Annotated in this window: 19 protein-coding genes; 11 read left to right on the top strand and 8 right to left on the bottom strand. The window is 47.2% G+C overall.

The window, feature by feature from the left end; all coding sequences use genetic code 11:
* From JMA39_RS20640 to hemC, 6 genes are all read right to left on the bottom strand, one after another.
* Positions 1-1,733 (bottom strand): retention module-containing protein (locus JMA39_RS20640; RefSeq protein ID WP_202723778.1); only part of this gene is annotated, 1,733 nt, incomplete at its 3' end.
* A 245-nt stretch (positions 1,734-1,978) separates the two neighbouring features.
* On the bottom strand, positions 1,979-9,532 hold the full coding sequence (locus tag JMA39_RS20635; protein WP_202723777.1) for a retention module-containing protein: 7,554 nt from the start codon (positions 9,530-9,532) through the stop codon (positions 1,979-1,981).
* A 279-nt stretch (positions 9,533-9,811) separates the two neighbouring features.
* Positions 9,812-10,981: a heme biosynthesis HemY N-terminal domain-containing protein gene (locus JMA39_RS20630; RefSeq protein WP_202723776.1), complete on the bottom strand. Its 1,170-nt coding sequence runs from the start codon at positions 10,979-10,981 to the stop codon at positions 9,812-9,814.
* Positions 10,981-12,174, bottom strand: coding sequence for a uroporphyrinogen-III C-methyltransferase (locus tag JMA39_RS20625; RefSeq protein WP_202723775.1), 1,194 nt, complete (start codon positions 12,172-12,174; stop codon positions 10,981-10,983). Before JMA39_RS20625 ends, JMA39_RS20630 begins: the two co-directional genes overlap by 1 nt.
* Before the next feature lie 64 nt (positions 12,175-12,238).
* Positions 12,239-12,970, bottom strand: a complete 732-nt coding sequence (locus JMA39_RS20620; RefSeq protein WP_202723774.1) for a uroporphyrinogen-III synthase — start codon at positions 12,968-12,970, stop codon at positions 12,239-12,241.
* Positions 12,971-12,977: 7 nt separating this feature from the next.
* Positions 12,978-13,910, bottom strand: a complete 933-nt coding sequence (gene hemC, locus JMA39_RS20615; RefSeq protein WP_202723773.1) for a hydroxymethylbilane synthase — start codon at positions 13,908-13,910, stop codon at positions 12,978-12,980.
* A 200-nt stretch (positions 13,911-14,110) separates the two neighbouring features.
* Here hemC and JMA39_RS20610 point away from each other — a divergent pair, with 200 nt between their 5' ends.
* Positions 14,111-16,534, top strand: a complete 2,424-nt coding sequence (locus tag JMA39_RS20610) for a class I adenylate cyclase (protein WP_202723772.1) — start codon at positions 14,111-14,113, stop codon at positions 16,532-16,534.
* Between the two features lie 85 nt (positions 16,535-16,619).
* On the opposite strand, the gene cyaY is transcribed toward JMA39_RS20610, so the two are convergent.
* On the bottom strand, positions 16,620-16,949 hold the full coding sequence (gene cyaY / locus JMA39_RS20605) for an iron donor protein CyaY (RefSeq protein WP_202723771.1): 330 nt from the start codon (positions 16,947-16,949) through the stop codon (positions 16,620-16,622).
* A 411-nt stretch (positions 16,950-17,360) separates the two neighbouring features.
* On the opposite strand from cyaY, the gene JMA39_RS20600 reads away from it, so the two are divergent.
* The 7 genes from JMA39_RS20600 (at position 17,361) to JMA39_RS20570 (ending at position 22,521) form a co-directional block, all read left to right on the top strand.
* Complete coding sequence (locus JMA39_RS20600; protein ID WP_202723770.1) at positions 17,361-17,537, top strand: hypothetical protein; 177 nt, start codon at positions 17,361-17,363, stop codon at positions 17,535-17,537.
* 5 nt (positions 17,538-17,542) lie between these two features.
* Complete coding sequence (lysA, locus tag JMA39_RS20595) at positions 17,543-18,787, top strand: diaminopimelate decarboxylase (protein ID WP_202723769.1); 1,245 nt, start codon at positions 17,543-17,545, stop codon at positions 18,785-18,787.
* Between the two features lie 65 nt (positions 18,788-18,852).
* A complete protein-coding gene (gene dapF / locus JMA39_RS20590) occupies positions 18,853-19,680 on the top strand; it encodes a diaminopimelate epimerase (RefSeq protein ID WP_202723768.1) in 828 nt (275 codons plus the stop codon).
* Positions 19,677-20,309 carry a DUF484 family protein gene (locus JMA39_RS20585; RefSeq protein WP_202723767.1) on the top strand — a complete coding sequence of 211 codons (633 nt, stop codon included), beginning with the start codon at positions 19,677-19,679 and terminating at the stop codon, positions 20,307-20,309. Before dapF ends, JMA39_RS20585 begins: the two co-directional genes overlap by 4 nt.
* Positions 20,310-20,321: 12 nt before the next feature.
* Entirely contained in the window at positions 20,322-21,236 is a 915-nt protein-coding gene (gene xerC, locus JMA39_RS20580; RefSeq protein WP_202723766.1) for a tyrosine recombinase XerC, read from the top strand.
* On the top strand, positions 21,233-21,949 hold the full coding sequence (locus JMA39_RS20575) for an HAD-IA family hydrolase (protein ID WP_202723765.1): 717 nt from the start codon (positions 21,233-21,235) through the stop codon (positions 21,947-21,949). Before xerC ends, JMA39_RS20575 begins: the two co-directional genes overlap by 4 nt.
* 107 nt (positions 21,950-22,056) lie before the next feature.
* Positions 22,057-22,521, top strand: coding sequence for an Sbal_3080 family lipoprotein (locus JMA39_RS20570; protein ID WP_202723764.1), 465 nt, complete (start codon positions 22,057-22,059; stop codon positions 22,519-22,521).
* A gap of 71 nt (positions 22,522-22,592) precedes the next feature.
* On the opposite strand, the gene ric is transcribed toward JMA39_RS20570, so the two are convergent.
* Positions 22,593-23,315: an iron-sulfur cluster repair di-iron protein gene (ric, locus tag JMA39_RS20565; RefSeq protein ID WP_202723763.1), complete on the bottom strand. Its 723-nt coding sequence runs from the start codon at positions 23,313-23,315 to the stop codon at positions 22,593-22,595.
* Between the two features lie 336 nt (positions 23,316-23,651).
* On the opposite strand from ric, the gene JMA39_RS20560 reads away from it, so the two are divergent.
* The 3 genes from JMA39_RS20560 (at position 23,652) to JMA39_RS20550 (ending at position 26,603) form a co-directional block, all read left to right on the top strand.
* Entirely contained in the window at positions 23,652-24,062 is a 411-nt protein-coding gene (locus JMA39_RS20560) for a hypothetical protein (RefSeq protein ID WP_202723762.1), read from the top strand.
* 115 nt (positions 24,063-24,177) lie between these two features.
* A complete protein-coding gene (locus tag JMA39_RS20555; RefSeq protein WP_202723761.1) occupies positions 24,178-25,566 on the top strand; it encodes a TolC family protein in 1,389 nt (462 codons plus the stop codon).
* Entirely contained in the window at positions 25,563-26,603 is a 1,041-nt protein-coding gene (locus JMA39_RS20550) for an HlyD family efflux transporter periplasmic adaptor subunit (RefSeq protein ID WP_202723760.1), read from the top strand. The genes JMA39_RS20555 and JMA39_RS20550 overlap by 4 nt, the downstream gene beginning before the upstream one ends.
* Positions 26,604-26,611: the final 8 nt, after the last annotated feature.

Below are 26,611 nucleotides of genomic sequence, written 5' to 3'. Positions count from 1 at the left end.
ACAAAGTCATTGGCGACGACATCGATGGTCGGCGCGTCATTGGTTGGGGTGATGGCAGGCGTATCACTGTCTTGGCCTGTAAGGCTACCGTCAGAGACGGTGAGATCGACTGCGGGTAAGGTGCCGCCATTATTGACGAAGTCTGCACCGGCTTGAGTCAAGACCACTTGGCCATTGACGATGGCGTAGTAGCCGTTGTCATTGGTGCCCGACGTGAAGTCGACCGTGAGCGTATCGCCATCTTCATCGTGGGTGGTGTAGGTGGCTGCAACGTCACCGTCGCTGGCACTGTTCTCTACAAAGTCATTGGCGACGACATCGATGGTCGGCGCGTCATCGACAGGAGTCACCTCAATAGTGAGTGTTGCACTTTCGCCAGTGTTGGTGGTGTAGGTGATAACAGGAACCGTGCCGTTCCAGTTGTCATTTGGGGTGAAGGTGTAAGAGCCATCTTCATTGATGACTAGGGAGCCACCTTCGAGTTCGACTGTTGTGCCCGCCGTATAGGTCTCGCCATTGACTTCAAAACTAACAACAGACAGATCATTGTCGATATCTGAGTCGTTATCCAGCACGTTACCCGTGGCCACAGTGTCTTCAGCAATAGTATTGCTGTCGTTAGCTAAGATGCTTGGATCATCAACTGGCGAGACTTCAAGTGTCAGCGTGGCAGTTGAGCCTGTGTTGGTGGTGTAAGTGATCACCGGCACCGTGCCGTTCCAGTTGTCATTTGGGGTGAAGGTGTAAGAGCCATCTTCATTGATGACTAGGGAGCCACCTTCGAGTTCGACTGTTGTGCCCGCCGTATAGGTCTCACCATTGACCTCAAAGCTAACAACAGACAGATCATTGTCGATATCTGAGTCGTTATCCAGCACGTTACCCGTGGCCACAGTGTCTTCAGCAATAGTATTGCTGTCGTTAGCTAAGATGCTTGGATCATCAACTGGCGAGACTTCAAGTGTCAGCGTGGCCGTTGAGCCCGTGTTGGTGGTGTAAGTGATAACAGGAACCGTGCCGTTCCAGTTGTCATTGGGGGTGAAGGTGTAAGAGCCATCTTCATTGATGACTAGGGAGCCACCTTCGAGTTCGACTGTAGTGCCCGCCGTATAGATCTCGCCGCCGACTTCAAAGCTAACAACTGAGAGCACGTTATCAGAGTCTGAGTCATTACTTAAAACATTCCCCGTAGCGATACCATCTTCATTGATAGTGTTGGTGTCATTGATGGTATTTGTTGGGCTATCAAAAGTATCAATTTCTTCAGAATTTAGAGTGTCACTTGAGCCTTCTACTTGGCTGAATGTTTGTCCTGAGGTATCAAAACCAGCATTAGCAATGGTTTCAGCGCCACCACGATCAATAGATACATGACTTGAGCCACCTTGATTACCTGCTTGATTACCTGCAGCAGTATCGGGGCCTTGTGTTGGATCTTCACCTGAAGCGATTAATGCTTGAATTTCTTCTATTTCACTTAGAGCCTCCTCTTCTGGGGAGAGGACAGTACTACTCGAATTTGAGGAAGGCGTATCACTTAATTGTTCTGATGATAGGGAGCTACCATCATCTAATAAAATCTCAACATAGCTATCTTCTGCAACAGATATATTTGTTCCAGCAGGAACTGACTCACCTTCGCTAAGCTGTTTCACACTACCGTTAATATTAGCAGTAACGGCGCCATTTAAATTTTGGATGTGACCTGCTTGTGATGTGATTATCGATTTCATTGCCCTGCTCCCTGCAAAAACAAAAGTGTTGCAAATGCGAAATTAAAGTAACCCGGAATCGATTAATGTTATATAAGTGAGGGTGCCTGGTCAAATAATTGACGCTTTATTTTTTGACTTTATGTTAAATGTTTGAGAGGGGCTAGTTGGCACGTAGGGGTAAATATGGAAAAGGCCACTAGATATAGTAGCCTTTTCTTAAGTGTGTGCTAATGAGTTGATGTATTAGCACTTTTGACTGATTATTACGGTAGATTAAAGCCGTCATCAGTTTGTTCGTAAGGTGGAATAAATGGGGTCGTGTTTGGATCGACAATCAATGCTTCATCGGTGATGAGCTCTGCGATAATAATGCTAGCATCGGCAGAGCCATAAATGGCCGAGAGATCAACACCATCGAGGATTATCATTACGCCATCAGAACCAACTCCAAGGCCATCAGCATCGATAGTAATTGTGGTACTACCTCCACTGAAGCTGAAAGAGAGGAAGTCTTCTAGATCTCCATTTTCTTCATTTACAAGAAGATCTGATAGGTCTAAAACATCAATATTATGATTGAAGTTATATACGGTATCTGTACTGTTATCAGCAGTGTCTGCTTCCCAAACAAAGAAGTCTCTTTCGCCGTCGTCTATTCCATTTAATTCACCACCATTTAAAGTGTCATTGCCTTGTCCACCAGACAAGTAATCTCTACCAACTCCACCATCAAGAGTGTCGTCTCCGCTTCCTCCGATGACAAAGTCATTGCCTTCACCACCAAAGAGGCTGTCATTACCCGAACCGCCAACGAGCTCATCATTACCCGCTAAACCTCTTAATATGTCGTTATCTTCGCGCCCGAAAATACGGTCATCTAGGTTTGCGCCAGTTAATAAGTCGTTATTGGTACTACCAAAGATTAGATTATTGATGTTGTCAGTGCCGACGATAGTAATGGAGTCATCGGCTATTTGCTCATGTGTAAAGATGGCTTCGACAAATCTAGCTTGGAAATTACCTCCATTGTTATCTAGATAGGTTATTCGCCATAGGTCATTGGCGGCGACAGGGTTAGCAATAATGTAATCAGCTAAAGAGGTCGTGGTTGGATCGCCATTGCCGTCGAGAAGAAAGATCGCTGAATAGTCTATTTCAGCTTTCATTAGTCCTGAGTCAGCGTCATAGGACCAAGTGATAATTCCGTCACCATCGTTTTCAGGAATAACCTCAAAGATGGCACTGCCAATCGTTAGCCTTGCAGAGACTTCCATCTCTCGGGCTGCACCAGCGTTGGTATTACTATCTCGTTCGTTAATGGGGACGGGAATATTTACTGGAGTCTGCTGGAAGTCTGTAAACAGTAGTAATGAACCGCTAGCAGGGTCTGAGTTGAGAGCGTTGGCGAACAACTCTGTTATCACTAAATCAGCATCCTGATCATTACCTGAGTTTAGTGGACTTGAGCCATCGCCAATTTGTACCGTTTGAGCTGCTAGACCATTAGCTGGTACCGAGTGGATAATAAATTCACCATCAATAGAATCAGTACCAGAGTTAACTTGGAAGGTGAAGGCTAAGTCCATTTGATAATCAACTTCGCCATTATCCCCTGGAACATATACTAAGGTTTCTATTTCGGTTGCGCTGAGTATTGGAGGGGCATTAAAGTCGATTAAGGTAAGAGTGTTATCTCCATCAGCCATATAGTAAACACTTCCCAGTTCAACATCTGGGTCTAGCCCTTGTGTTAACAGAGTCATTTCTAAGTTAGATACAGTGACGGTGTCATTTGCATCAATATCTGTTGGCATCGCAATTAATAACGGATAACCGCTTAAATATGGATCTGTGATCTCATTGAGTGAGGCTGGAACCCATATTTCTTTGGCAAACTCTCCTTCGATAGCATCGTTGACACCATTAATTGTAATAGTGACTTTCTCAGTATCAAAAGCTCCATTGGCATCCGTAACTGTAACATCAAAGCTAAGGCTGATTGACTCGGATATTCCAAGGAACTGGATTAGATCATTTGTGACACTGAAATCCCAACTATCTTGATCTGCTGAAAAGCCATTTATAATTTGATCTATTTGCTCTTGAGTTAGTATCAAGCTTAAATCGCCACCACTCCAACTTATGTCTCCATTGTAATTAGAGCTTACCGAAGCAGTGTCGTCTGTATCGACATCACTAAAGCTGAGAACGCCAGTATCGCTGATTAGTTGGTTAACGACATCTAGGTCTTCGGTTACTTCTCCTGATGTATCGACCGTGAGTACCGGAATATCGTTGGTACCAGTGATGGTAATGGTGACGAGTTGAGTGCTGTAGGCACCGTGTTCATCGGTGACGGTCACCAAGAACTGCTCCTGCTTCACATCGCCGAGTGCTAGTTGATCAACCAGCAGGTTGTCATTGAGGGTGTAAGTCCAGGTACCTGTATCAGGGTCGATAACAAAGTTACCGTAGGTGCCAAAGGCGTTACCACTCCAGCTTAAGGCTGCGCCGTTATCAACATCATCGGCGGTTAAGGTATCTGAGGCCACTAAGGTGCCCGGCTCTGGCGTATTACCGCCGGGCTGTACGCCAGCCTCAACCACATCGCCTGTCGCGGCTTCGGCTGCGGAGGTGATCTCAGGCATATCGTTAGTGCCTGTGATGGTAATGGTCACAAGTTGAGTGCTGTAGGCACCGTGTTCATCGGTGACGGTCACCAAGAACTGCTCCTGCTTCACATCACCCAGCGCCAGTTGATCAACCAGCAGGTTGTCATTGAGGGTGTAAGTCCAGGTACCTGTATCAGGGTCGATAACAAAGTTACCGTAGGTGCCAAAGGCGTTACCACTCCAGCTTAAGGCTGCGCCGTTATCCACATCATCGGCGGTTAAGGTATCTGAGGCCACTAAGGTGCCCGGCTCAGGCGTATTTCCGCCGGGTTGCACGCCAGCCTCAACCACATCGCCCATGGCGGCTTCCGCTGCGGAGGTGATCTCAGGCATATCGTTAGTGCCTGTGATGGTAATGGTGACAATTTGAGTGCTGTAGGCACCGTGTTCATCGGTGACGGTCACCAAGAACTGCTCCTGCTTCACATCGCCGAGTGCTAGTTGATCAACCAGCAGGTTGTCATTGAGGGTATAGGTCCAGGTACCTGTATCAGGGTCGATAACAAAGTTACCGTAGCTGCCAAAGGCGTTACCACTCCAGCTTAAGGCTGCGCCGTTATCAACATCATCGGCGGTTAAGGTATCCGAGGCCACTAAGGTGCCCGGCTCTGGCGTATTTCCGCCGGGCTGCACACCAGCCTCAACCACATCGCCTGTTGCGGCTTCGGCTGCAGAGGTGATCTCAGGTATATCGTTGGTACCTGTGATGGTAATGGTCACAAGTTGAGTACTGAAGGCACCGTGTTCATCGGTGACGGTCACCAAGAACTGCTCCTGCTTCACATCGCCGAGTGCCAGTTGATCAACCAGCAGGTTGTCATTGAGGGTGTAAGTCCAAGTACCCGTATCAGGGTCGATAACAAAGTTACCGTAGCTGCCAAAGGCGTTACCACTCCAGCTTAAGGCTGCGCCGTTATCAACATCATCGGCGGTTAAGGTATCTGAGGCCACTAAGGTGCCCGGCTCTGGCGTATTTCCGCCGGGCTGCACACCAGCCTCAACCACATCGCCCATCGCCGCTTCGGCTGCGGAGGTGATCTCAGGTATATCGTTGGTACCTGTGATGGTAATGGTCACAAGTTGAGTACTGAAGGCACCGTGTTCATCGGTGACGGTCACCAAGAACTGCTCCTGCTTCACATCACCCTGCGCCAGTTGATCCACTAATACATTGTCATTAAGGGTATAGGTCCAGCTGCCCGTATCAGGGTCGATAACAAAGTTACCGTAGCTGCCAGCGGCGTTACCACTCCAGCTTAAGAGTGCACCATTATCCACATCATCGGCGGTTAAGGTATCTGAGGCCACTAAGGTGCCCGGCTCAGGCGTATTACCGCCGGGTTGCACGCCAGCCTCAACCACATCGCCTGTTGCGGCTTCTGCAGAGGAAGTGATCTCAGGTATATCGTTGGTACCTGTGATGGTAATGGTGACAAGTTGAGTACTGAAGGCACCGTGTTCATCGGTGACGGTCACCAAGAACTGCTCCTGCTCACTGTCGCCGAGCGCCAGTTGATCCACTAACAAGTTGTCATTGAGGGTGTAAGTCCAAGTACCCGTATCAGGGTCGATAACAAAGTTACCGTAGCTGCCAGCGGCGTTACCACTCCAGCTTAAGATCGCGCCGTTATCCACATCATCGGCGGTTAAGGTATCTGAGGCCACTAAGGTGCCCGGCTCAGGCGTATTACCGCTGGGCTGTACGCCAGCCTCAACCACATCGCCTGTTGCGGCTTCTGCAGAGGAGGTGATCTCAGGAATATCGTTGGTACCAGTGATGGTAATGGTGACGAGTTGAGTGCTGTAGGCACCGTGTTCATCGGTGACGGTCACCAAGAACTGCTCCTGCTCACTGTCGCCGAGTGCTAGTTGATCCACTAACAAGTTGTCATTGAGGGTGTAAGTCCAGGTACCTGTATCAGGGTCGATAACAAAGTTACCGTAGCTGCCAAAGGCGTTACCACTCCAGCTTAAGGCTGCGCCGTTATCGACATCATCGGCGGTTAAGGTATCAGAGGCCACTAAGGTGCCCGGCTCAGGCGTATTACCGCCGGGTTGCACACCAGCCTCAACCACATCGCCTGTCGCGGCTTCGGCTGCAGAGGTGATCTCAGGTATATCGTTGGTACCAGTGATGGTAATGGTGACGAGTTGAGTGCTGTAGGCACCGTGTTCATCGGTGACGGTCACCAAGAACTGCTCCTGCTTCACATCACCCAGCGCCAGTTGATCCACTAATACATTGTCATTAAGGGTATAGGTCCAGGTGCCCGTATCAGGGTCGATAACAAAGTTACCGTAGCTGCCAGCGGCGTTACCACTCCAGCTTAAGGCTGCGCCGTTATCCACATCATCGGCGGTTAAGGTATCTGAGGCCACTAAGGTGCCCGGCTCAGGCGTATTTCCGCCGGGTTGCACGCCAGCCTCAACCACATCGCCTGTTGCGGCTTCTGCAGAGGAAGTGATCTCAGGTATATCGTTGGTACCTGTGATGGTAATGGTGACAAGTTGAGTACTGAAGGCACCGTGTTCATCGGTAACGGTCACCAAGAACTGCTCCTGCTTCACATCACCCAGCGCCAGTTGATCCACTAATTCATTGTCATTAAGGGTATAGGTCCAGGTCCCCGTATCAGGGGCGATAACAAAGTTACCGTAGCTGCCAAAGGCGTTACCACTCCAGCTTAAGGCTGCGCCGTTATCAACATCATCGGCGGTTAAGGTATCTGAGGCCACTAAGGTGCCCGGCTCTGGCGTATTTCCGCCGGGCTGCACACCAGCCTCAACCACATCGCCCATGGCGGCTTCCGCTGCGGAGGTGATCTCAGGTATATCGTTGGTACCTGTGATGGTAATGGTGACGAGTTGAGTGCTGTAGGCACCATGTTCATCGGTGACGGTCACCAAGAACTGCTCCTGCTCACTGTCGCCGAGCGCCAGTTGATCCACTAACAAGTTGTCATTGAGGGTATAGGTCCAGGTGCCCGTATCAGGGTCGATAACAAAGTTACCGTAGCTGCCAGCGGCGTTACCACTCCAGCTTAAGGCTGCGCCGTTATCCACATCATCGGCGGTTAAGGTATCCGAGGCCACTAAGGTGCCCGGCTCAGGCGTATTTCCGCCGGGTTGCACGCCAGCCTCAACCACATCGCCCATAGCGGCTTCCGCTGCGGAGGTGATCTCAGGAATATCGTTGGTGCCTGTGATGGTAATGGTGACAAGTTGAGTACTGAAGGCACCGTGTTCATCGGTGACGGTCACCAAGAACTGCTCCTGCTCACTGTCGCCGAGCGCCAGTTGATCCACTAACAAGTTGTCATTGAGGGTGTAAGTCCAAGTACCCGTATCAGGGTCGATAACAAAGTTACCGTAGCTGCCAGCGGCGTTACCACTCCAGCTTAAGATCGCGCCGTTATCCACATCATCGGCGGTTAAGGTATCCGAGGCCACTAAGGTGCCCGGCTCAGGCGTATTACCGCTGGGCTGTACGCCAGCCTCAACCACATCGCCCATAGCGGCTTCTACTGAGGAGGTGATCTCAGGAATATCGTTAGTACCATTAATTGTGATGGTGACCACTTGGGTATCCGATAAACCATACTCATCGGTGACTGTGACGGTAAAGCTCTGAGTTAATTGGTCGCCATATGCCAAGCTATTGGCAAGCTCATTATCTAAGATGAATGACCATTCACCAGTAGACTCATCAAGAGTAAAGATACCGTATGGAGTCACAGGGTCGTTATCAAGTTGCCAGGTAAGTACGGCGCCATTATCTACATCATCGGCCGTTAGTGTACCGCTAGCTTGTGCCGCTCCTGCAGTTTCTTCGTTGCCGCCGACTAAGACACCCGCTTCAATTACGTTACCTTGAGCATCCTCGAGAGAGGAGGTGATTTCTGGGGCATCATTTTCCCCAGTAATCGTGATAGTGAGGGTTTGAGACACAAAATCGCCATCACTATCGGTCAGCTGATAGTTAAATGTCTCGAGTAATTGTTCACCTAAAGCAAGAGATTGTATCTCTGGTAGTTGGTTGTTTAATTGGTAGCTATAGCTGCCATCGGCAGCAATCGTAAGTGAGCCATAAACACCCGATATGACCGTATTACCTGCAATATTACTGCTATTATTTTCGCTATTACTTATTTGGGTTACTACAGCCAAATCGGCGCCAAGAGTATCGTTTAGCAGAACATTACCCGCTACGCCATCTAAGTCATTTTGGCTGATTTGATTACTGTCATCTAAGCCACTTGGTGCGTCATCAACGACGTTTGCAGTGACTAAGGTTGTAGTTTGCACCCCCTGATTGTCAGTGAGTTGCAGCAAGAATAGCTCTGACAAGGTATCTGAATCAGAATGGTCGAGCGTAGCGACTAAGGTATAGCTGTAGGTTAATACTGAATTAATAGAATCATAACTACTAATCGTTAAGACACCATATTGGGTCGTGATAGATACGGGTCCAACAAATTCACCATCAGTAAAAACAGCTATGCCGTTAATGCTTAGAGATTGGATCCCTGCTTGCACATTAACGGATACGCTTTCTGCTTGAGACAGCTGTGTGGCTTGAGGCTCTGAACCTTGCTCTAAGTGCCTCTCGTATAGGGTGACGGCACGTGCAGAAAGTCGAGGAAGAGCAAACTCTGTTAAGAAAGCAGGTAATTCATCTATCCGAGGGAGTGCTACTTGTTCAAAGCCTGCGGTGTCATGCCCTGCATTGGCAAGGGTCTCGTCACCAGTTCGGCTAACGGCAACGTACCCACCGCCTTCATTTGCAGTCTGGGGCGTATCTCCTGCCGCAGTATCGGGTAGGTTCTCAGTTGGGTCTTCGCCCCTGAGGATCTGTTCCTGTAAAGCAGCAATTTCAGGATCGATCTCCGTCACTGTCGGTTCGCTGGGCTGCAGATCTCCGTCAGTAGCGATAGGGCTGATGACTAAGTCATCTTGAGTCGCTGTGGTGCCATCGCTGTATTGCAATGTGAATGTTGTGCCAGCAGAAATAGTAAAAGTTATATTCTGCTTTAAGGTATCTCCAAGGCGGAGCGTTACTTCCTCGCCCTGATTGTTTTTGGTATTGATATTGCCGGACAGCTCAACAATTGTGGCATCCTGCTTAAGCATATAGGTATCCATCATAAAGTGCTCTAACTTGCTCATCCATGAGTTAAATAAAGGATTCGCTGTACTTCGTTAGTCATTATTTTTAGGTACATGCAGTATGAATTTTGAACGGCTGTGAGCTGTTGTCAAATTGGGAGAAGTCAAGTATCTAGGAAGGAATTTAGCTAGTTTAACTGTGATGCTTTGAATGGTTTTTGTAATCAGTTACTTAGGGGGGAATGTGTATTTAGTAGTCATAGTTAAATAAAAAAAGGCCGCCAAAAAGGCGGCTTTTAGTTAAAAAAGGTATAAGCGCTAAATGAGTTTAGCCGCATTGCGTCTGGTTTGTAGTGCTCTATTAAGCTCGCCTAAGTGCTCTTGGGCATCGGCGAGCGCATGCAAACTGGATACATCATCTTTCAGGTAGCAAGCTTTTTGCCACCAGATTTTTGCTTGGTGATAATCATGGTTTTTTTGATAAAGCTTGGCTAAGCAAATTTGGTAGTCGAGATTATTCTCATACTGAGCTTCTAATGCCAAGAGTTGCTTTTTCGCTTCGACATCTGCTGGTGTTAATACTTCAGATAAGGCTGCAAAAATCGATGCCGTTGGTGATGTTTTTACCTGCTTGAGAAGCATTTTTATAGCATCATTTTTACGCTCAAAGCGGCTTAGGCCAATGGCGTATTGCGCAATATACTCAGCTTGTTTTCTCTCTGCTCGGCTTAGCCAATGCCAGCACTTTTCTAGCTCTTGCTCATTGGCATTAGTCGCTTCAGTTAACAGTGCCATATTGGTTTTAAGCGATAAGGCTTGAAATGCTTCATCGGCTAAAACATGCTTTTTACTCACGATTGGTAGCAATAACTTAAGTGCTTGCCAATCTTGCTGAGCTTGGTACAGCTCAATAGCTAATTTGAGTACTGGCAATTTACTCTTGCTGGTTGGGTTAAGCTTATCTAACTCTTCTCTTGCAGCTGCTAAGTCACCCTGTTGCAATAGATAACGTGTACGTGTAGTGCGTACCGCTTTTTCGGCCAGCGGTTCGAGTTGCGCCTTGGCTAGGTACTCGTCTCGGGCTTGAGTGTTGTTCTGATGGTGTGCGGCACGAGCGGCGGCGAATAGATTTAGAGCCGGGATTTCACCTTTTTCTGCACCTTTAGCCATGGCTTTCTCGGCTGCCGGCCAATCTTCCTCTGCCAGTGCGAGCGCGCCAAGTAGGGTGTGTTTTCGCGCCGCTTTTTTACGCCATCTTTCTGGAAGGTAGCGGCTACTGAGTAGCATATTTAAAAGCCAGACGACAACGAACTCAACGAGCTGCAATAAGCTATAGAAGATGATGAGTGCAATGATGGCGAATACGATACTCGTTTCGACTTGATAGTCACCAATTGCGAGGTATAGATAGCCCTTACTGCCGACAAGAAATGGACTAATACATAGCCCAAGCAAGATAATAATCAGATAGACCAGAGCTCTAACCATTACTGCGTCTCCTCTGTCATCAAGTTGCCGTAGGTGACTAATTGATTGAGTAGGTTAGACGCTTCAAAGCGCTCAATGCTGGTTGTTTGGATTTTCAGAGTCTCTAACGCATCTAGCGTTGCTAGCGTATCTATGGTTAGCTGATCTTTAAGATCAAAGTATTGATAGATCCACTTTCTCGCCAGCTTGATGGAGTTACGATAATTCACCTGGTCTTGACGATAAAGCGCAAGTTGAGCCTGTAGTAGTTTATTGCGCGTATTCTCGACTAAGTACCACTGTTGATCGGGTTCAAGTAGAGGTGCAGCATCTGTGGTGCGTTTTCTGACGATGACAAAATCATCAATCAATGCCTGCCAAGACTTAGCTAAGTTAGACTGCCAGTCACCGAGTGAGTCACTGACTTCTGTATCGGCGAGTTCATCGGCTGAAAAATGTGTTTCCGCACGATTCAAAGGTAGTTTATCTAAATTATCTATGACTGTATCTAAAGTGAGTACGGTACCCGAAATATCGGTGTTCTTAATCGCCGCCACTGCAGCAATATCTTTCGATAGTGCCTTCCTTAAAGGCATTAAAGAGGGATCGCGCATCGAGTTAATACGATCGTCTGCCGCTTTCAATAGGCTAGTCGCGGTGCTTGGATCTTTCTCTAGCCAGAGTTTCTGTCCAGCAAGTCTCACTAAGTACTTAGCTTCTTCTGCGCGCCAATGGTTTGGATTACGCTGGGCAATAATTGATACGCGCTCTTCAAGCTGAGTTTGCTGATCGAGTGTTCGCGCCATGGCTGAGTCAACACTCGATTGAAATTTATTTTGTTGCTGCTCAAGCGAAGCGATGCGCTGATTGGGACCAACCAATTCGCTTTGTAATTTTTGATTGAGCTCTTGCTGTAGCGCCGCCGTTTCAGCTTGCTGAGTTTGTAGCTGTTGATAGAGGTAATAGCCGCCACCTGTAGCAGCAAAAGTCAGTAGCAGTAATAGGAATAGGGTAAAGATAAGTCCCCAAGGCGCGGGCTTATGAACTACCTGTGCTTGCTCAGGGCTTTCTTTAGAGTTAGCGCTTTCGTTAGAGCCAATACTGTTGTTAGCATCAGTAGGAGACTCAGGCATAGCGTCGGTAACTGGCTGCGCCGCCACAGTTTGCTCACTTGTTGGCTCTGAAGCGCTGGCGTCAGTGTTCTTGGTTTCCATTAAACAGTCCTTGAAAGCTATGATGCTGCAGTAATAGCGAGTATGAACTTACGTCAGCGGCGAACTAGTTTAACGATAACGCAGCTAACATGGCATTAGTGTTAGCGGCTGTCGCATTGCTGACATGCACAAGACCATAAGCCTTTGCCTTTTCAAATACTCGGGGGCTAGGGACTATAATATGACAAGTTTGCAGCCAAGCAAATAGCTCTTTTGGTACTGTTTTAACTAGGTTATCGAGTATTTCGCCACTGGTAATGATAATAGTGTTAATACCAAAGCTTTGCCATTGTTGGCAAAGAGTTGTGCTATCAAGCGTTGGGCAACCCCGTTTATAGACTTCCCAATAGCTGAGCTGGGCACCTCTATTGATGAGCTCTGTGGCTAAATCTTCCCTGCCGCCTTGACCTCTGACGATAATAATCTGCTTGTCAGTTACATCGGCTAATGAGGGGAGGGTCAGTAAGCCTTCAGTTTGTTGGCAATCTTCTGGTGCTTTTTGGGCATCGATGCCCAGTTGTTTTAGTGCTGCATATGTGGCATCGCCAACGGCAAAATATTGCGCTGAAGTAGGCCATTGGTTATCAATTGCTTGGGTAGCAAAGGCTACGGCATTGGTGCTAATAAAAATGATAATATCGGCTCTATTGAGCAGGAGATCTATTTGGTTAGCATCGAGATTAGAAGTGGGCTGAACGTTAAGTAGGGGCGTGATGAAGTAAGAGACGTTGCGTTGAGTCAACGCCTCTGCCATCAACTGATTGCGCCCTTCTGGGCGCGTCAGTAAGACTTTCATCTAGGTGTTACGCGTTCGCGTAAACAGCGTCAAGAATGGTTTTAGCACCCTTGCTTAGTAGCTCTTCTGCTAGTGCAACGCCTAGCTTCTCGGCATCGGCAGTGCTACCAGAGGTTGTGCCAGTGATGATTTGGCTACCATCAGGGTTACCCACTAGACCGCGAAGGTTTAATGTGTCGCCGTCGATTTCAGCATAAGCACCGATAGGTACCTGACAACCACCTTCAAGACGGGTGTTCATAGCACGTTCTGCAAGTACACGCATACGGGTTTCTGCATGCTCAAGTGGTGCAAGTAGTGCTTTAACGCGAGCATCATCGGTACGACATTCGATACCGACAGCGCCTTGGCCGTTTGCTGGTAGTGATTGTTCTGCAGAGATAAAGCTTGCGATTCTTTCTTCAAGCTTTAGACGCTTAAGACCCGCAGCAGCAAGAATGATGGCATCATAGTTACCAGCATCTAGTTTTGCTAGACGGGTACCCACGTTACCACGTAGATCTTTGATAACAAGATCCGGACGTGCAGCGCGAATTTGGCACTGACGACGTAGGCTAGAAGTACCGACGATTGCACCTTGTGGCAAGTCTTCGATTGTCTTATAGGTATTTGAAACGAATGCATCACGTGGATCTTCACGCTCACAGATTACTTCAAGACCTAGACCTTCAGGGAATTCAACAGGTACATCTTTCATTGAGTGAACCGCGATATCCGCTTGGCCTTCTAGCATTGCGACTTCTAGTTCTTTAACAAACAATCCTTTACCGCCAACTTTAGCTAGCGGCGTATCTAAGATGATGTCACCTTTAGTGCTCATTGGTAGCAATTCAACGGTGAGGCCTTCGTGGATTTTTTCCAGTTCAGCTTTCACAAATTCGGCTTGCCACATGGCAAGAGGGCTCTTACGTGTTGCGATACGGATCAGATTTTGAGACATGCACTATATTCCATCTTAGAACTTATTTGCGTCAATGCTAACACTGCCCGATTACAGATGTAACGCTCTACTGCCGATTCTTTGAAGTCTACCCTATTCTAGATAGATAATAAATGTGATCTTGATCACAATAGCTTGCCGCTGTTCGCTTTGCCGTATACATTAGGGGGGAGTGATTAATCTTTCTAAGGTGGAATAATTTGTCAGAAGAGTTTGATAAGCTTCAGCATGCTGCCGAGCGATTAGACATTATCAGGTATGCCAGAGCGATAGCATTATTATCGCCATTGAAGCGCCATCTTCTTAGGCTTATTCCCGTATTCTTGCATTACCACGCCCCTAAGCTACCTGGTTATAACGGCCCGCTCACACCTAGTGGGGTTGTGGATTATCATATTGATGCTGATACAACAGACGCCTGTGAAACTCTTGAGATAGACCTTTCTACCGCATACACTGCCGATACTCCCTTAATCGAGGGGGTTTATAGCATGGGTAGTACCGCCAGTTTTGGCCAAAATCCCCAGAGTGATGTCGATGTTTGGCTAGTTCACAGTGACTTGTTAAGCAAGAATCAATGTGAATTACTAGCAAGTAAGGCGGTGTTACTGAGCCAGTGGTTTGCCAAGTTTGATTTTGAGGTCAATATCTATCTTGTGCATCCGGATCAGTTTATTAAAGATCAAACAGATCAAGTCGATCCCTATAACTGCATAGGGCACGAACACAGTGGCAGTGCTCAGCATTGGTTATTACTAGAGGAGTTTTATCGTAGTCAGTTTCGTTTAGCGGGCAAGCCTATTGCGTGGTGGCCCAATGCTGACAACTCTTCAAGGTTATTATCTTTAGGTGATGCAAGTGCTCTACCTGCCAGTGAGTATTTTGGCGCTTCGCTTTGGCAGCTATATAAGGGAGTTGAAAAACCCCATAAGGCACTGTTGAAGGTGCTCCTTCTTGAAGCTTACGCCAGTGAATACCCCCATACCCGCCTAGTGAGTGAGCGAATTTGGCAACGCACCTTGGAAGGGGATTTCTCCTCCAATAATGATGCCTATTATCTACTTTATGAGTCGATAGAATCTTATCTGTTAGGGCGTGGAGAGCGGCGCAGGCTTGAAATTGCTCGCCGCTGTTTTTATCTAAAATGTGGTGTAAAGCTAAGTCAGAGCGACCAAGCTGTCGACTGGCGTTATTACAAAATGAAAAAGCTGGTTAGTAGCTGGAACTGGTCTGAAAGCTTACTCAAAACCTTAGATAACTGTGAGAATTGGCACTGTGGACAATTGCAGTGGTTTAACGAACAGCTCAATGAGTTGATGTTAGGTTGCTATCGGACCCTGCTACAGTTTGCCTCGACCCACCGCCTAAGTCAGAGCCTTAGAATTTCAGAGTTAGGCCTGTTAACTCGGAAGCTGCATACCTACTTTAGTGAAGATGCGCAGCAAATTATGCGACTTAACTCCCTGTGGAGCCGCTCTATTTTAGAGCCGTATCTATCGGTGCTCTATAGCGAGCAGGATGGGCATTACTATCTGTATCGTTGCTCACCTGAGCCGAGGAATTTTCTCGAACACAGTTCGGTATTTCACTCTAAGAGTAAGGCTAAGCTCCTAGTTTGGGCCTGCCTTAATGGAGTGGCCGATGATAAAACCCGTTGGTTTGAATTGCGTCAGAGTAAGCGTAAATCCATCTATTTGACTCACGCGGCGAATCGGCTCGATGGGCTGATTGTGAATGAGTCGGTCAAGGTGCCTAAGATGGCTTTGTATCAGCCTTGGCATTTTCGCAAGCTAGTGTTTCTGCTTAATTTTAATAATGATCCAACAGAGAGGTGGGCCGGACAAGATATCATGGTCGACTATATGAACAGTAATGTATTCTCCATTGGGCGACGTCGTCAGAATATGGTGGACTCTATCGATGTGATTAGTCTCAATAGTTGGGGGGAGTGGCATTGCCATCATTTCGAGGGGGAGAAGAGCATCTTGGATGCGCTGTCGTTTGTCACTCCTGGAATGAAGCGTGCAAGTGCCAAGGTCTCGGTCGAGGTGATTAGCTGCTCGAGTAAACTCCGTTCACAGACTGAGCGTACGGTGAAGGATCTATTATATCGGGCGGTACGCCTGAGTCGCCAAGCCCAAAGTTCAACGACCTTAGGTTATGCACTACAGGTTGGAAGGCTACGTTACGGACTGTTTTTCAATAACCGTGGTATGCATTACGAAAATTTAAGTGATGCTAAATCCTTCTATCAACAGCTATCTCAGCGCAAACTGTTGGAGCTGCCTAGGCCAACCTTAGGTGATGAACCTTTTTCTAAGCTTCCAGCGGTGATCCAAGACTATGCGGCTAAGGGGGCGATTCAGTATTTCTTGCGCCAAAGAAAGCAAGGCCTAGATGTGTTTATCTTGGATGAGATGAATGAGCTGAACCATTATGTGCAGGAGGGCATAGATGTAAATGCATTAGTTAATCAACTGAGTCACTATCATACATTTGAAGATCCGCAGCTGACCCGGGAGAATTTTAACTTGCCACAGTTCTTTAAACTCGATCGAGTTAAGGGGGTGCTAACCGCAGTGCCATTTGGTGTGACTCTGGAAGCTCAGGAGGTCGATTTTTAAGGCGAAGAGCGGTGAATTTTAAAGACTGAGACATTGAAGATTACTGAATGAGGAGTTTCCTCCCCATTCCATTGGCTGCATAAGATTAAAGATCTAATTTTAAGCCACTTTGCTTGTAGATCGACTCGATTAGAAACGGCATAAATTCATTACCGTTACGCTCATCTATCCACTTACCGTCTACATAGCCGAAATGGTATCCACCAAACTGTGTTGCCAGCCAAATTTCATGCAGAGGCTCCTGTTTATTGATGACGATCTTAGAGGCACCGTCAAACTCTAACTGCAGCACATTGCCTGAGCCATCAACATCGACATCCGCATCTTGCTCATCAATAAGCACTTCTAACGCGTTATCAATTGTTTGAAATATTTCATCAACCAACTGATGAAATTCGAAATCTGTCATCGCCATGCTAATTGTTCCTCAGATTTTTGTTAATGCAGTCATATTACCAATCGATAGCCTGATTACCAATCACATTAATTTTGTGGTTAATCATCTGCTAAATAAGTCAGTCTAATTTTAATCTTTGCAAAAGCATTTTATTTCAATAGATTACATATTATGAAAGGGAGGTGGAGCCGCAAGGGAAACATCATGATTAATTGAATTATTTTGCCTTAGCACAGTTATACGCGGCTAAGTTGTGATTTATGACAGTTAACTTGGAGTATTTAGGGTCTAGTTAGCTGCAGTTAATGTAAGAAAGGCTTGATATAAATGCGTTATAGGGTTGACGCACAGCGGGCTAGTCTGCAAACATCAGGACTAAGAATTTTAGCCGATAGCAAGCCGTAGTGTTATTGCTCCAAGGGTCATCTGATGTTGAAAAAAATGAGACTGTTTTTGCTAGTAGGGCTTGGTAGCCTAGTACTTTTAGGTTGTGGGCAAAAAAGTGCGTTATTTAGAGCGCCTCCGCAAGAGGTTAATCAGCAGGCAGCTGACAAGCAGGTGTCTGACGCAGAGCCAACGCAAAGCGAACAGAGCAAAAAGGACTAAAGATCTTGGATCATTTTTTATATCAAGCAGATGAACTCTACGCCGAGCAGTGTCAAGTCGCTGAACTTGCAAAGCTGCATGGAACGCCGCTCTATATCTATTCTCGTGCGACGCTTGAACGCCATTGGCACGCTTTTGATAATGCCGTAAGCGAGCATCCACACCTTATCTGTTATGCGGTGAAGGCAAACTCTAACATTGCGGTGCTTAATGTACTGGCACGTTTAGGCAGTGGTTTCGATATTGTTTCTGGTGGTGAGCTATCACGGGTGATTGAGGCCGGTGGTGATCCCGCTAAAGTGGTTTTCTCGGGTGTCGGCAAAACTGTTGCCGAGATGGAGATGGCGCTAAACCTTGGCATCTACTGCTTTAATGTTGAGTCGGCAGCAGAGCTTGAGCAGCTTAACCTAGTGGCTGTACGTCTAGGTAAAGTCGCGCCGGTATCACTACGAATAAACCCAGATGTCGATGCCGGGACTCATCCTTATATCTCGACCGGCCTTAAAGAGAATAAATTTGGTATCGCGATGGAAGAGGCGGAAGCTATCTTTGCTCGCGCTAACGAATTACCGGGCCTTGCGGTAAAAGGCGTCGATTGCCATATTGGCTCCCAGCTCACTGAGATTAAACCCTTCCTAGATGCGATGGATCGCATGCTAGCGCTGATCGATCGTTTAGCCGAGCAAGGGATCGAGATTAAGCACTTCGATGTGGGGGGGGGACTCGGTGTTACCTATGATGACGAGCTACCGCCACAGCCTGATGTTTACGCCGCAGCCCTGCTTGAGCGTTTAGGTGGCCGTGATCTTAAGCTGATTTTTGAGCCAGGCCGTGCCATTGCCGCCAATGCTGGCATCTTTGTCACTCAGGTTCTCTATCTGAAGGAAAACAGCGATAAGCGTTTCGCCTTAGTCGATGGTGCAATGAATGACTTGATCCGCCCATCACTCTATAGCGCATGGCAGAAGATCATTCCGGTTATTGAGCGCGCTGGCGACAGCCATAGTTATGACGTTGTCGGCCCTGTGTGCGAGACGGGTGATTTCTTAGGTAAAGACCGTCAGCTCAATGTCTTGGCTGGCGATTACCTTGCTGTGCGTTCATCGGGCGCCTATGGCTTTACCATGGCGTCTAATTATAATTCACGTCCACGCGCCGTAGAGCTGATGGTGGATGGTGATAAAGCCTATGTCATCCGTGAACGAGAAAAAATCGCTCAATTATGGCAAGGTGAGCAGATCCTGCCGTAAACTAGAATAATACTAAGCCGCTAGCGTACGACGTTCGCGGCAGCTACTTTTTAAGGATGTCCATCTTGATCCAATTCACTAAGATGCATGGGTTAGGCAATGACTTTATGGTCGTCGATGGGGTGACACAGAATGTGTTTTTCTCTCCCGATCAAATTAAGCGTCTAGCGGATCGGAATTTTGGCGTGGGTTTCGATCAGTTATTACTGGTGGAACCTCCCTACGATCCCGATTTAGATTTTCATTATCGCATCTTTAATGCTGATGGCAGTGAGGTTGAGCAGTGCGGCAATGGCGCACGTTGTTTCGCACGATTTGTACGTAACAAAGGCCTGACCCATAAACATAAAATTCGAGTAAGCACCTCGTCGGGCAAGATAACCCTGCGCCTAGAGCGTGATGGCAAGGTTACCGTTAATATGGGGATCCCCATTCTTGAGCCGGGTAAGATCCCATTTACCGCTAAGAAAGCTGAGAAGACTTACCTACTGATGGCGCCAAGTGGTACCTATCTTTGTGGCGCTGTCTCTATGGGTAATCCTCACTGCGTGATTGAGGTGGATGATGCTGCCGCGACTGATGTCGATACCATAGGCGCCGAACTGACTAATCACGAACGTTTTCCAAAGGGCGTCAATGTGGGCTTTATGCAGGTGTTAAGTCCTGGCCATATCAAACTTAGAGTCTACGAGCGCGGCGCAGCCGAAACCTTAGCTTGTGGTTCAGGTGCTTGTGCTGCTGTCGTCGTGGGGATTTTACAAGGTAAGCTCGATAGAAATGTGCAGGTAGACTTACCTGGTGGCAGCCTAATGATCAACTGGGACGGTGAAGGTAAGCCGTTGTGGATGACTGGGCCTGCAGAGCATGTTTACGATGGGCAGATCTCGCAATGATAGATACCTCTAAATCGACTCCTCCATTTGATGAAATTCTGATCCGCGAGTATCTGCTGGAAAACCCTGACTTCTTCAGTCGTTATCCAGAGCTGTTACTGGCCATGCGTATCCCTCATGCTGAGCGTGGAGCTGTGTCACTGGTCGAGCGTCAGCAGGAGATGCTGCGTCAACGAGTCAGTCAGCTCGAAGAAGAGATCACCGCTCTTTTAGCCATGGCATCACGTAATGAACAGATCTTCATGTTTAACAGTGCATTATCTATGAAGCTGCTAAAATGTGAGGATATGGGTGAACTACGTCAGGTGCTGTCTAGTGGTTTAAAAGAGCAGTTTCAGTTTAGTCATGTAAGGCTTATCACGGTACATGATATCGACAGTGAATTGTCGCAGATCTGGAGTAAGCGTCTCGACTCGGGTTACTACTTTGGTCGCCTGACTAAAGAGGAGTCGAAGCGCCTGTTTGGCACGGAAGTGGGCTCGGTAGCACTATCTCGATTATCGAAAGAGTGCGGTCAGGTGATCTTTGCCATCGCGAGTCAAGATCCCATGCATTTTCATCCTGAGATGGATTACCTTCTCTTGTCACAGCTTAAGCAGTTACTCGATCACCAACTGACTAAAATTTAATAGCGAGGCTCTATGGCTGACGAAGCGTTATCGAATAATGTGCGTTGGTTGAGTGACTTTGAACGTTACCTGCGCACAGAGCGTCAAGTCTCGGCTTATACGGTTCGTAACTATCTGTTTGAACTGCAGCGAGTCGAGAAGCTATTTAGTGAAATGGACACTTGGCTGTCGCTGCAACACGAGTCTTTACAAGCTATGTTGGCTAAGCTGCATCGTAAAGGCCTAAGTCCACGCTCACTGTCATTGACACTTTCAGCCTTAAAGCAGTTCTACGAGTTTTTACTCAGAGAGCAGAAGATTAAGGTGAATCCGGCCATCAGTCTTACTGCGCCCAAACAGGGTAAACCCCTGCCTAAGAATATGGATGTCGATTCGGTGAGCCATCTGCTCGACATCGATGGCGATGATCCCCTTAGTCTACGTGATAAAGCCATCATGGAGCTGTTTTACTCCTCGGGCTTGCGTCTGGCGGAGCTTGCGGCACTGAATGTCGCTGATATCCAATTCTCCCAAGCTCAGGTCAAAGTCTTAGGTAAGGGCAGTAAAGAGCGGATTGTGCCTATTGGTAAGTTGGCACTCCAGGCCATTAATCAATGGTTAGCGGTTAAGCGCGAAATTGCTTGTGAAGATGACGCCCTATTTGTGACCGTCAAGGGCAAACGTTTAGCCCACAGAAGTATTCAGGCGCGTCTTGCCAAGTGGGGCCAAGAGCAGGCCCTCGGCATTAAGGTACACCCCCATAAATTGCGTCACTCATTTGCGACCCATATGCTGGAGTCCAGTGCCGATCTACGTGCAGTGCAGGAGCTATTAGGCCACGCTAACCTGTCGACTACGCAGGTTTATACCAGCTTAGATTTTCAGCATCTAGCCAAGGTGTATGACGGCGCGCATCCAAGAGCGAAAAAACGAGGCAACAGGTCATGAAGGTCTATATTCGTCCACAAGCCTTTCAAGCTATCAGCTTCGACTTAGATGACACCCTCTATGACAATCGGCCGATCATAGTTCAGGCTGAAGCCGAGCTGCAGAGTTTTTTACATCAAGCCTATCCTAAGTCTGCAAAGTGGCAGTTTGCTGACTGGCGCAGGCTTAAATTTGCTTTGTTTAGAGAGTCACCAGAATTGCGTCATGATACGACCGCCGCGCGACTGGCAATGCTTGAACGTGGTCTACTGCAATTGGGTTATGACGCCCAAACCGCGCAAACAGGCGCACAGGCAGGTCTTGATCACTTCGTGAAGCATCGTAGTCACTTCAAAGTATCGACTGAGGTTATTGAGCTGCTGACTCAGCTTAAGCAGAAGTATCGCTTAGTTGGGATCACCAATGGTAATGTCGACCATCAAAGGATCGGTTTAGAGGGGGTATTCGAGTTCGTACTGCACCCTGGGCACGGCTATAAGCAAAAGCCGTCGACAGAGATGTTTATATTAGCGGCTGAAAAACTGGGTCTACCCTTGGCAAGTATTCTTCATATTGGTGACAGTGCAAAGAGTGATGTCGATGGGGCAAGACGAGCTGGTTGTCAGGCTGTGTGGCTTAACCCGAGCTTTGGGGGAACTGAGAAATCGATAGCCAACGTGCTGTTACCTCATATCGAAATCTCCTCTGTGCAGCAGTTAAGGCAGCTATTCTAACTTTGTTGAATCAACGGTTGTTAATTGCTTGTTATTTATCGCTGTCTTGATATGCTCTGTTCTCTGAAAATTTAATGAGAACAAAGTTTTATAAGATAGGGATTATCATGAAAAAACTATTTGTTGTGTTATCTGCTCTACTACTCACCAGTGCCTGCTCGATTAAGCAGCGTGTTGATCCGGTTCATGTGAATAATAATGCTGAAGTATGTATTCAAAAGAACCCAGACGTGAGGGATGGTTTTTTGCAGGAGATGGAGAAGATTCTTGTAGAGAAACAGATTAAATACCGCATTATTGAAGAGTTAGATGCCAGCCAGCAATGTGAATGGACTGCAACTTATATGGCGAACTGGCGTTGGGATCTTGCGTTATATATGGTTTATGCCGAGATCAAAGTCTTCCATCAGGGGCGTTTAGATGGTGAGGCAATTTATGACGCTCGAAGTGGTGGTGCTAATATGAATAAATTTATTGATGCAGAGCCTAAGATCCGAGAGTTGATCGATCAGCTCATTCAACAGAAGCAAGCCTCTGTGCGCTGGTCACCACTTCAGCAGACCGCTATTTAATAAAAAAGGCTCACAATTGTGAGCCTTTCTGTTTTAAGCCTAGCTTTAAAGTTCTTGCTTAAAAGCGGGCCTTAAGCTGTTAGCGCAAGTGCCTTTGGGAACAAGATATTGTTCTCGAGATAGATGTGCTGTTTAAGATCGGCCTCAAACTCAGCCAAGGTCGCGTAGCAAACGCGCCATGTGGTGCAAGCGTGAGCGGGTGGCACAAAACCATTCGTAAGTTCACTGATTTTCTCGAAGATCTGTAACGCATCGTCATGTTCATATTGCATGGCATTGATAGGATTGCCTATATGGCCAAAGCAGTTTTGCATTTCAACTTGGTTGTGCAGGCCTAGAATCGCCGGGAACAATATCCGCTCCTCTTTCATCAGGTGCGGCATTAAGTCTTCGACTAGTGCATGGATCCAGCCTGCCAATGGTTTGATTTCAGCATGGTTCTCACCGTGGGCACGCACCATCTTTTGGCTGTACTCCACAAGCAGAGGCGCTTTTTCTCTGACAAAAGTATGATGAGTCGATTCGATATAGTTAAGCAAGTCGGGGAGAGGGAGTTGCTCTAAACCTTGCAACTTTTCGCCTTGGGTCTCAAGTGCCATCAGGGCATCGATGACGCTAGTTTCATCGGCATCGAAGCGTTTAATAGCTCGCTCCAATGAAATCCCACCGCCACAACAGAAATCAATGCCGTGCTGGCTAAACAAGTGGGCTGTACGGAAATCATTAGCAACTAATTCACCAACACGAGAAGCAAGTAAACTTTCTTTCGAGTGAGGGGCTTTTGATTGAGACATGGTTTGGCTCCAAATACGACAATGAGGATTTAAAATGCATATTTTAAATGCATCTTATATGTATGCTTGCCGTGATACAATGATTACTTGACTAAAATGCTCAGGTAATGCCGTTTTTCTACAAAATAACTCAATTGAGATAAGGGATAATGAGTGCCATTAATGTGGACTTATCGAGGTTTTTGGATCTTTTTTAAACAGCCTAGTTTCTAAGTTGAGCATTATCATAGTGTTTTAATACTGATTAATTTAGACTAGTCGGCATCAACAGTTATTTTAGAGTCTAACAAAGTCAGCTATGACCGTTTACAGTGTCAAAGGTAGTACCAAGGCATAATGTCTAGCCTAGGTCGTTTTATTCGCGCAGTTATCACCTCTCCAGCAGTATTGGGGCGGGTGTTGTTGATCGTGATTTTAACGATGCAATCTATGGTTGCTATGGCCGATGATTGCACTTTGTCTCATGACGACTGTGGCAGCGAGTTAAGCTATTTTGTTGAACATGAAGCCGAGTCAGCTAATGGTGCGTCTCAATGTGATGAGACAACGATGGCGAGCCATGTGGAAGATGACTGCACTGAATGCAGTAATAATTGCTGCTCCTGCTGTTTGACCTTGATGCACCCGATTGCAGAGGTGCAAGCTGCACTTCCTCATCCTGATAGTTTTGTTTTCTCATTCAATTCCACCTCTGTAGAAACGCCTTACTACGCGTTTTTGCGCCCCCCAAAAGCCGAAATCGTTTAATCAAAATTTTATTTAATTAGCGAGCTTTTAACAGCTTGTTTTAGGCCTATCGATCTTTTTTAGATCTCACACTTTTAGGCCGAGTATTTTGTATTAAATTGAGGTTTACACTCAGATGTTTTATCAAACTAATGTCGCCAAAATAGGCATGGCTTGCCTGTGGCGAGGGCTTTATAGCACGTTCGTCATCATCGCTCTGCTATTGGCGGGTTCGTTTGCTGCAAAGGCGGCAACACAAAACGAGTCCCTGTCTTTAACTACCGTTATTCAGCGAGTGCAGCTGCAACACCCGACCCTTAAAGTGTTTGAGTTTAGGCAGCGAGCACTGGATGGGACGGCGCAAACTCAAGGGCTGACACCGGGATATGAGATCGGCTTTGAAGTCGATAATGTCGCTGGAACTGGAGAGTTTCAAGGGATAGAGAGTGGTGAGTTTAGCGTATCACTTTCGTCAGTCATTGAGCTAGGTGACAAACTTGATGCCCGCAGCGGTGTTGTCAATGAGCAGCGTGCAGTACTCGATGCTGAGCAAAAAATTGCCGCATTGAACTTACTCGCTGAGGCGACTCGTCGCTATATCGATGTATTAGCAGCGCAATCACAGCTGCAATTAGCCGCTGACGCACTAAAGTTGGCCGAAGAGACGCAAGAGGCTGTAGCGAAGCGTGCTCAAGCGGGAGTCACGCCAGACGCGGAAGTGAAGCGTGCTAAAGCTGCAGTATTTAATGCCAGATTAGTGGCAGAAACCCAGTTGCACCAACTTGATTATGCCAAGCTTGCGTTAAGCATGATGTGGGGCGAGTCCCGAGTTAGTTTTGATTCGTTAGAGGGGAGCCTATTTGCGTTTACTGATGATGTGGCCTTAGCGCCGTTATTTGAGAAAGTGAAATACAGCCCATCTATTACGGCTTATTTGAGTCGAGCGCAACTTAAAGAGGCGGAGCTACGCTTTGCTAAGACCCAGTCTAGTAGCGATATCAATTGGTCGGTAGGCGTTAAGCAGTTACAACAGACGAATGATATGGCATTGACCGCCGGGTTTAGTGTGCCGCTGTTTAACGGTGAACGTAATAGTGGTGCAGTGGCACTCGCCCAAGCGGCTAAAGAGGAGGTCATTGCAAATCGTGAGGTTGCCCTGCTTGAGCTTTACGGCCAGCTGTACCGCGCTTATGCCAGCCGTAAACAAGCCATTGTGACTGTTAATCGTTTACAGGCTAGTGTTATCCCTACCTTAAGTTTAGCCCTCGAAGATACCAAGAAAGCCTATGAGCAGGGGTTATACAGTTACCTCGATTACCTGACTGCTAGAGAAGAGCTGCTATTTGCACGTCGAGCGCTAATTGACGCTGCGGCCTCAGCACTGCGTTATGGCGTGGATATTGAGCAGCTAATCGCTGAGCCTTTACCTGCTTCTCAACATACCTTCTTTAATGATTTTTCTGCGGCTGCTGATTTCTCAAAGTCAGCTGATTTTTCTAACGCTGCTACAGGACAAACCAAATGAACTCTACCTTATTAAATAAATTCTCTTTAGTTCACCTTGCTATTGTAGCGGCGGTTGCATTGATGATGAGTAATCCGATTTATGCTTCATCAGAGCACATCCATGAGCCTGAACATAGCCATGAGCTTGAGCACACAGATAAGCATCACGACGATCACGGTGATAGTCATGGTCATAACGATGATCATAATGACGAACACGGCGATGAGCATGGTCACGATGAGCATGAAGAGGGACAGATCCACATCGGCGCTGAGCAAATTGTGGCCTCGGGGATCGTCACCCAAACGGCTAGAGCCGGTGATATTAAGCAAACCCTCACCGTGTATGGCCGTGCAGTGGTACCAGAGGCGGCGAGCAGCCAGGTTCGCGCACGATTTGCAGGCCTTATTACGAGCATCAATATCAATGTTGGCGATCGAGTCAAGGCGGGGCAGGTACTTGCTGAAGTGGAGTCAAACTCCAGCTTAAAACGTTACTCAATTAAAGCACCAATCTCAGGAATGGTGGTGAGTCGCAGTGCGAATGCTGGGGAGATGGCATCTGATAATGTGCTATTGAGCATCATTGATGATAGCCAACTTTGGGCTGAGTATCAGGTCTTCCCAGGTCAATTGAGCAAGGTTGCCGTAGGCCAAGAGCTAAGCATTGCTTCAGAGCAGCAAGCTGTCACCTCAACAATTTCCCACCTACTCAATGCCCCCAATGGCCAAGTTTATAAGCTTGCTCGTGCAGCGTTAAACAATCGCAGTGGTCAGTGGGCTGTAGGCGCATTAGTGTCTGGGGAATTAACCTTGAGTAAGCATGCCGTTGCTTTAGTGATCGATAAGCGTGCAGTGCAGCAGATGGAAGGCGAGCAGGTAGTGTTTATCCGTAATGAAGAGGGCTTCGAGAAGCGTGCGGTAACACTTGGCCAAAGCGACAGCTTAGTCAGTGAGGTGTTGTCGGGTATTGAGGCGGGTGAGATTTACGCAGTAGATAACAGCTTTTTGTTAAAAGCCGATCTTGAAAAATCTAGCGCAGGCCATGTGCACTAAAGGAGACA

It is taken from the genome of Shewanella schlegeliana (genome assembly GCF_016765635.1).
Taxonomy (GTDB): Bacteria; Pseudomonadota; Gammaproteobacteria; order Enterobacterales; family Shewanellaceae; genus Shewanella; species Shewanella schlegeliana.
This window is presented reverse-complemented; position numbering and strand designations above follow the sequence as displayed.

Coding starts and splice junctions, on each gene's coding strand:
- JMA39_RS20555 (WP_202723761.1), top strand. CDS start 24,178: ATGTTTTATCAAACTAATGTCGCCAAAATAGGCATGGCTTGCCTGTGG.
- ric (WP_202723763.1), bottom strand. CDS start 23,315: ATGTCTCAATCAAAAGCCCCTCACTCGAAAGAAAGTTTACTTGCTTCT.
- JMA39_RS20635 (WP_202723777.1), bottom strand. CDS start 9,532: ATGATGGATACCTATATGCTTAAGCAGGATGCCACAATTGTTGAGCTG.
- JMA39_RS20600 (WP_202723770.1), top strand. CDS start 17,361: ATGTTGAAAAAAATGAGACTGTTTTTGCTAGTAGGGCTTGGTAGCCTA.
- JMA39_RS20575 (WP_202723765.1), top strand. CDS start 21,233: ATGAAGGTCTATATTCGTCCACAAGCCTTTCAAGCTATCAGCTTCGAC.
- cyaY (WP_202723771.1), bottom strand. CDS start 16,949: ATGGCGATGACAGATTTCGAATTTCATCAGTTGGTTGATGAAATATTT.
- JMA39_RS20560 (WP_202723762.1), top strand. CDS start 23,652: ATGTCTAGCCTAGGTCGTTTTATTCGCGCAGTTATCACCTCTCCAGCA.
- JMA39_RS20585 (WP_202723767.1), top strand. CDS start 19,677: ATGATAGATACCTCTAAATCGACTCCTCCATTTGATGAAATTCTGATC.
- hemC (WP_202723773.1), bottom strand. CDS start 13,910: ATGTCTCAAAATCTGATCCGTATCGCAACACGTAAGAGCCCTCTTGCC.
- JMA39_RS20620 (WP_202723774.1), bottom strand. CDS start 12,970: ATGAAAGTCTTACTGACGCGCCCAGAAGGGCGCAATCAGTTGATGGCA.
- xerC (WP_202723766.1), top strand. CDS start 20,322: ATGGCTGACGAAGCGTTATCGAATAATGTGCGTTGGTTGAGTGACTTT.
- JMA39_RS20550 (WP_202723760.1), top strand. CDS start 25,563: ATGAACTCTACCTTATTAAATAAATTCTCTTTAGTTCACCTTGCTATT.
- JMA39_RS20625 (WP_202723775.1), bottom strand. CDS start 12,174: ATGGAAACCAAGAACACTGACGCCAGCGCTTCAGAGCCAACAAGTGAG.
- JMA39_RS20570 (WP_202723764.1), top strand. CDS start 22,057: ATGAAAAAACTATTTGTTGTGTTATCTGCTCTACTACTCACCAGTGCC.
- JMA39_RS20630 (WP_202723776.1), bottom strand. CDS start 10,981: ATGGTTAGAGCTCTGGTCTATCTGATTATTATCTTGCTTGGGCTATGT.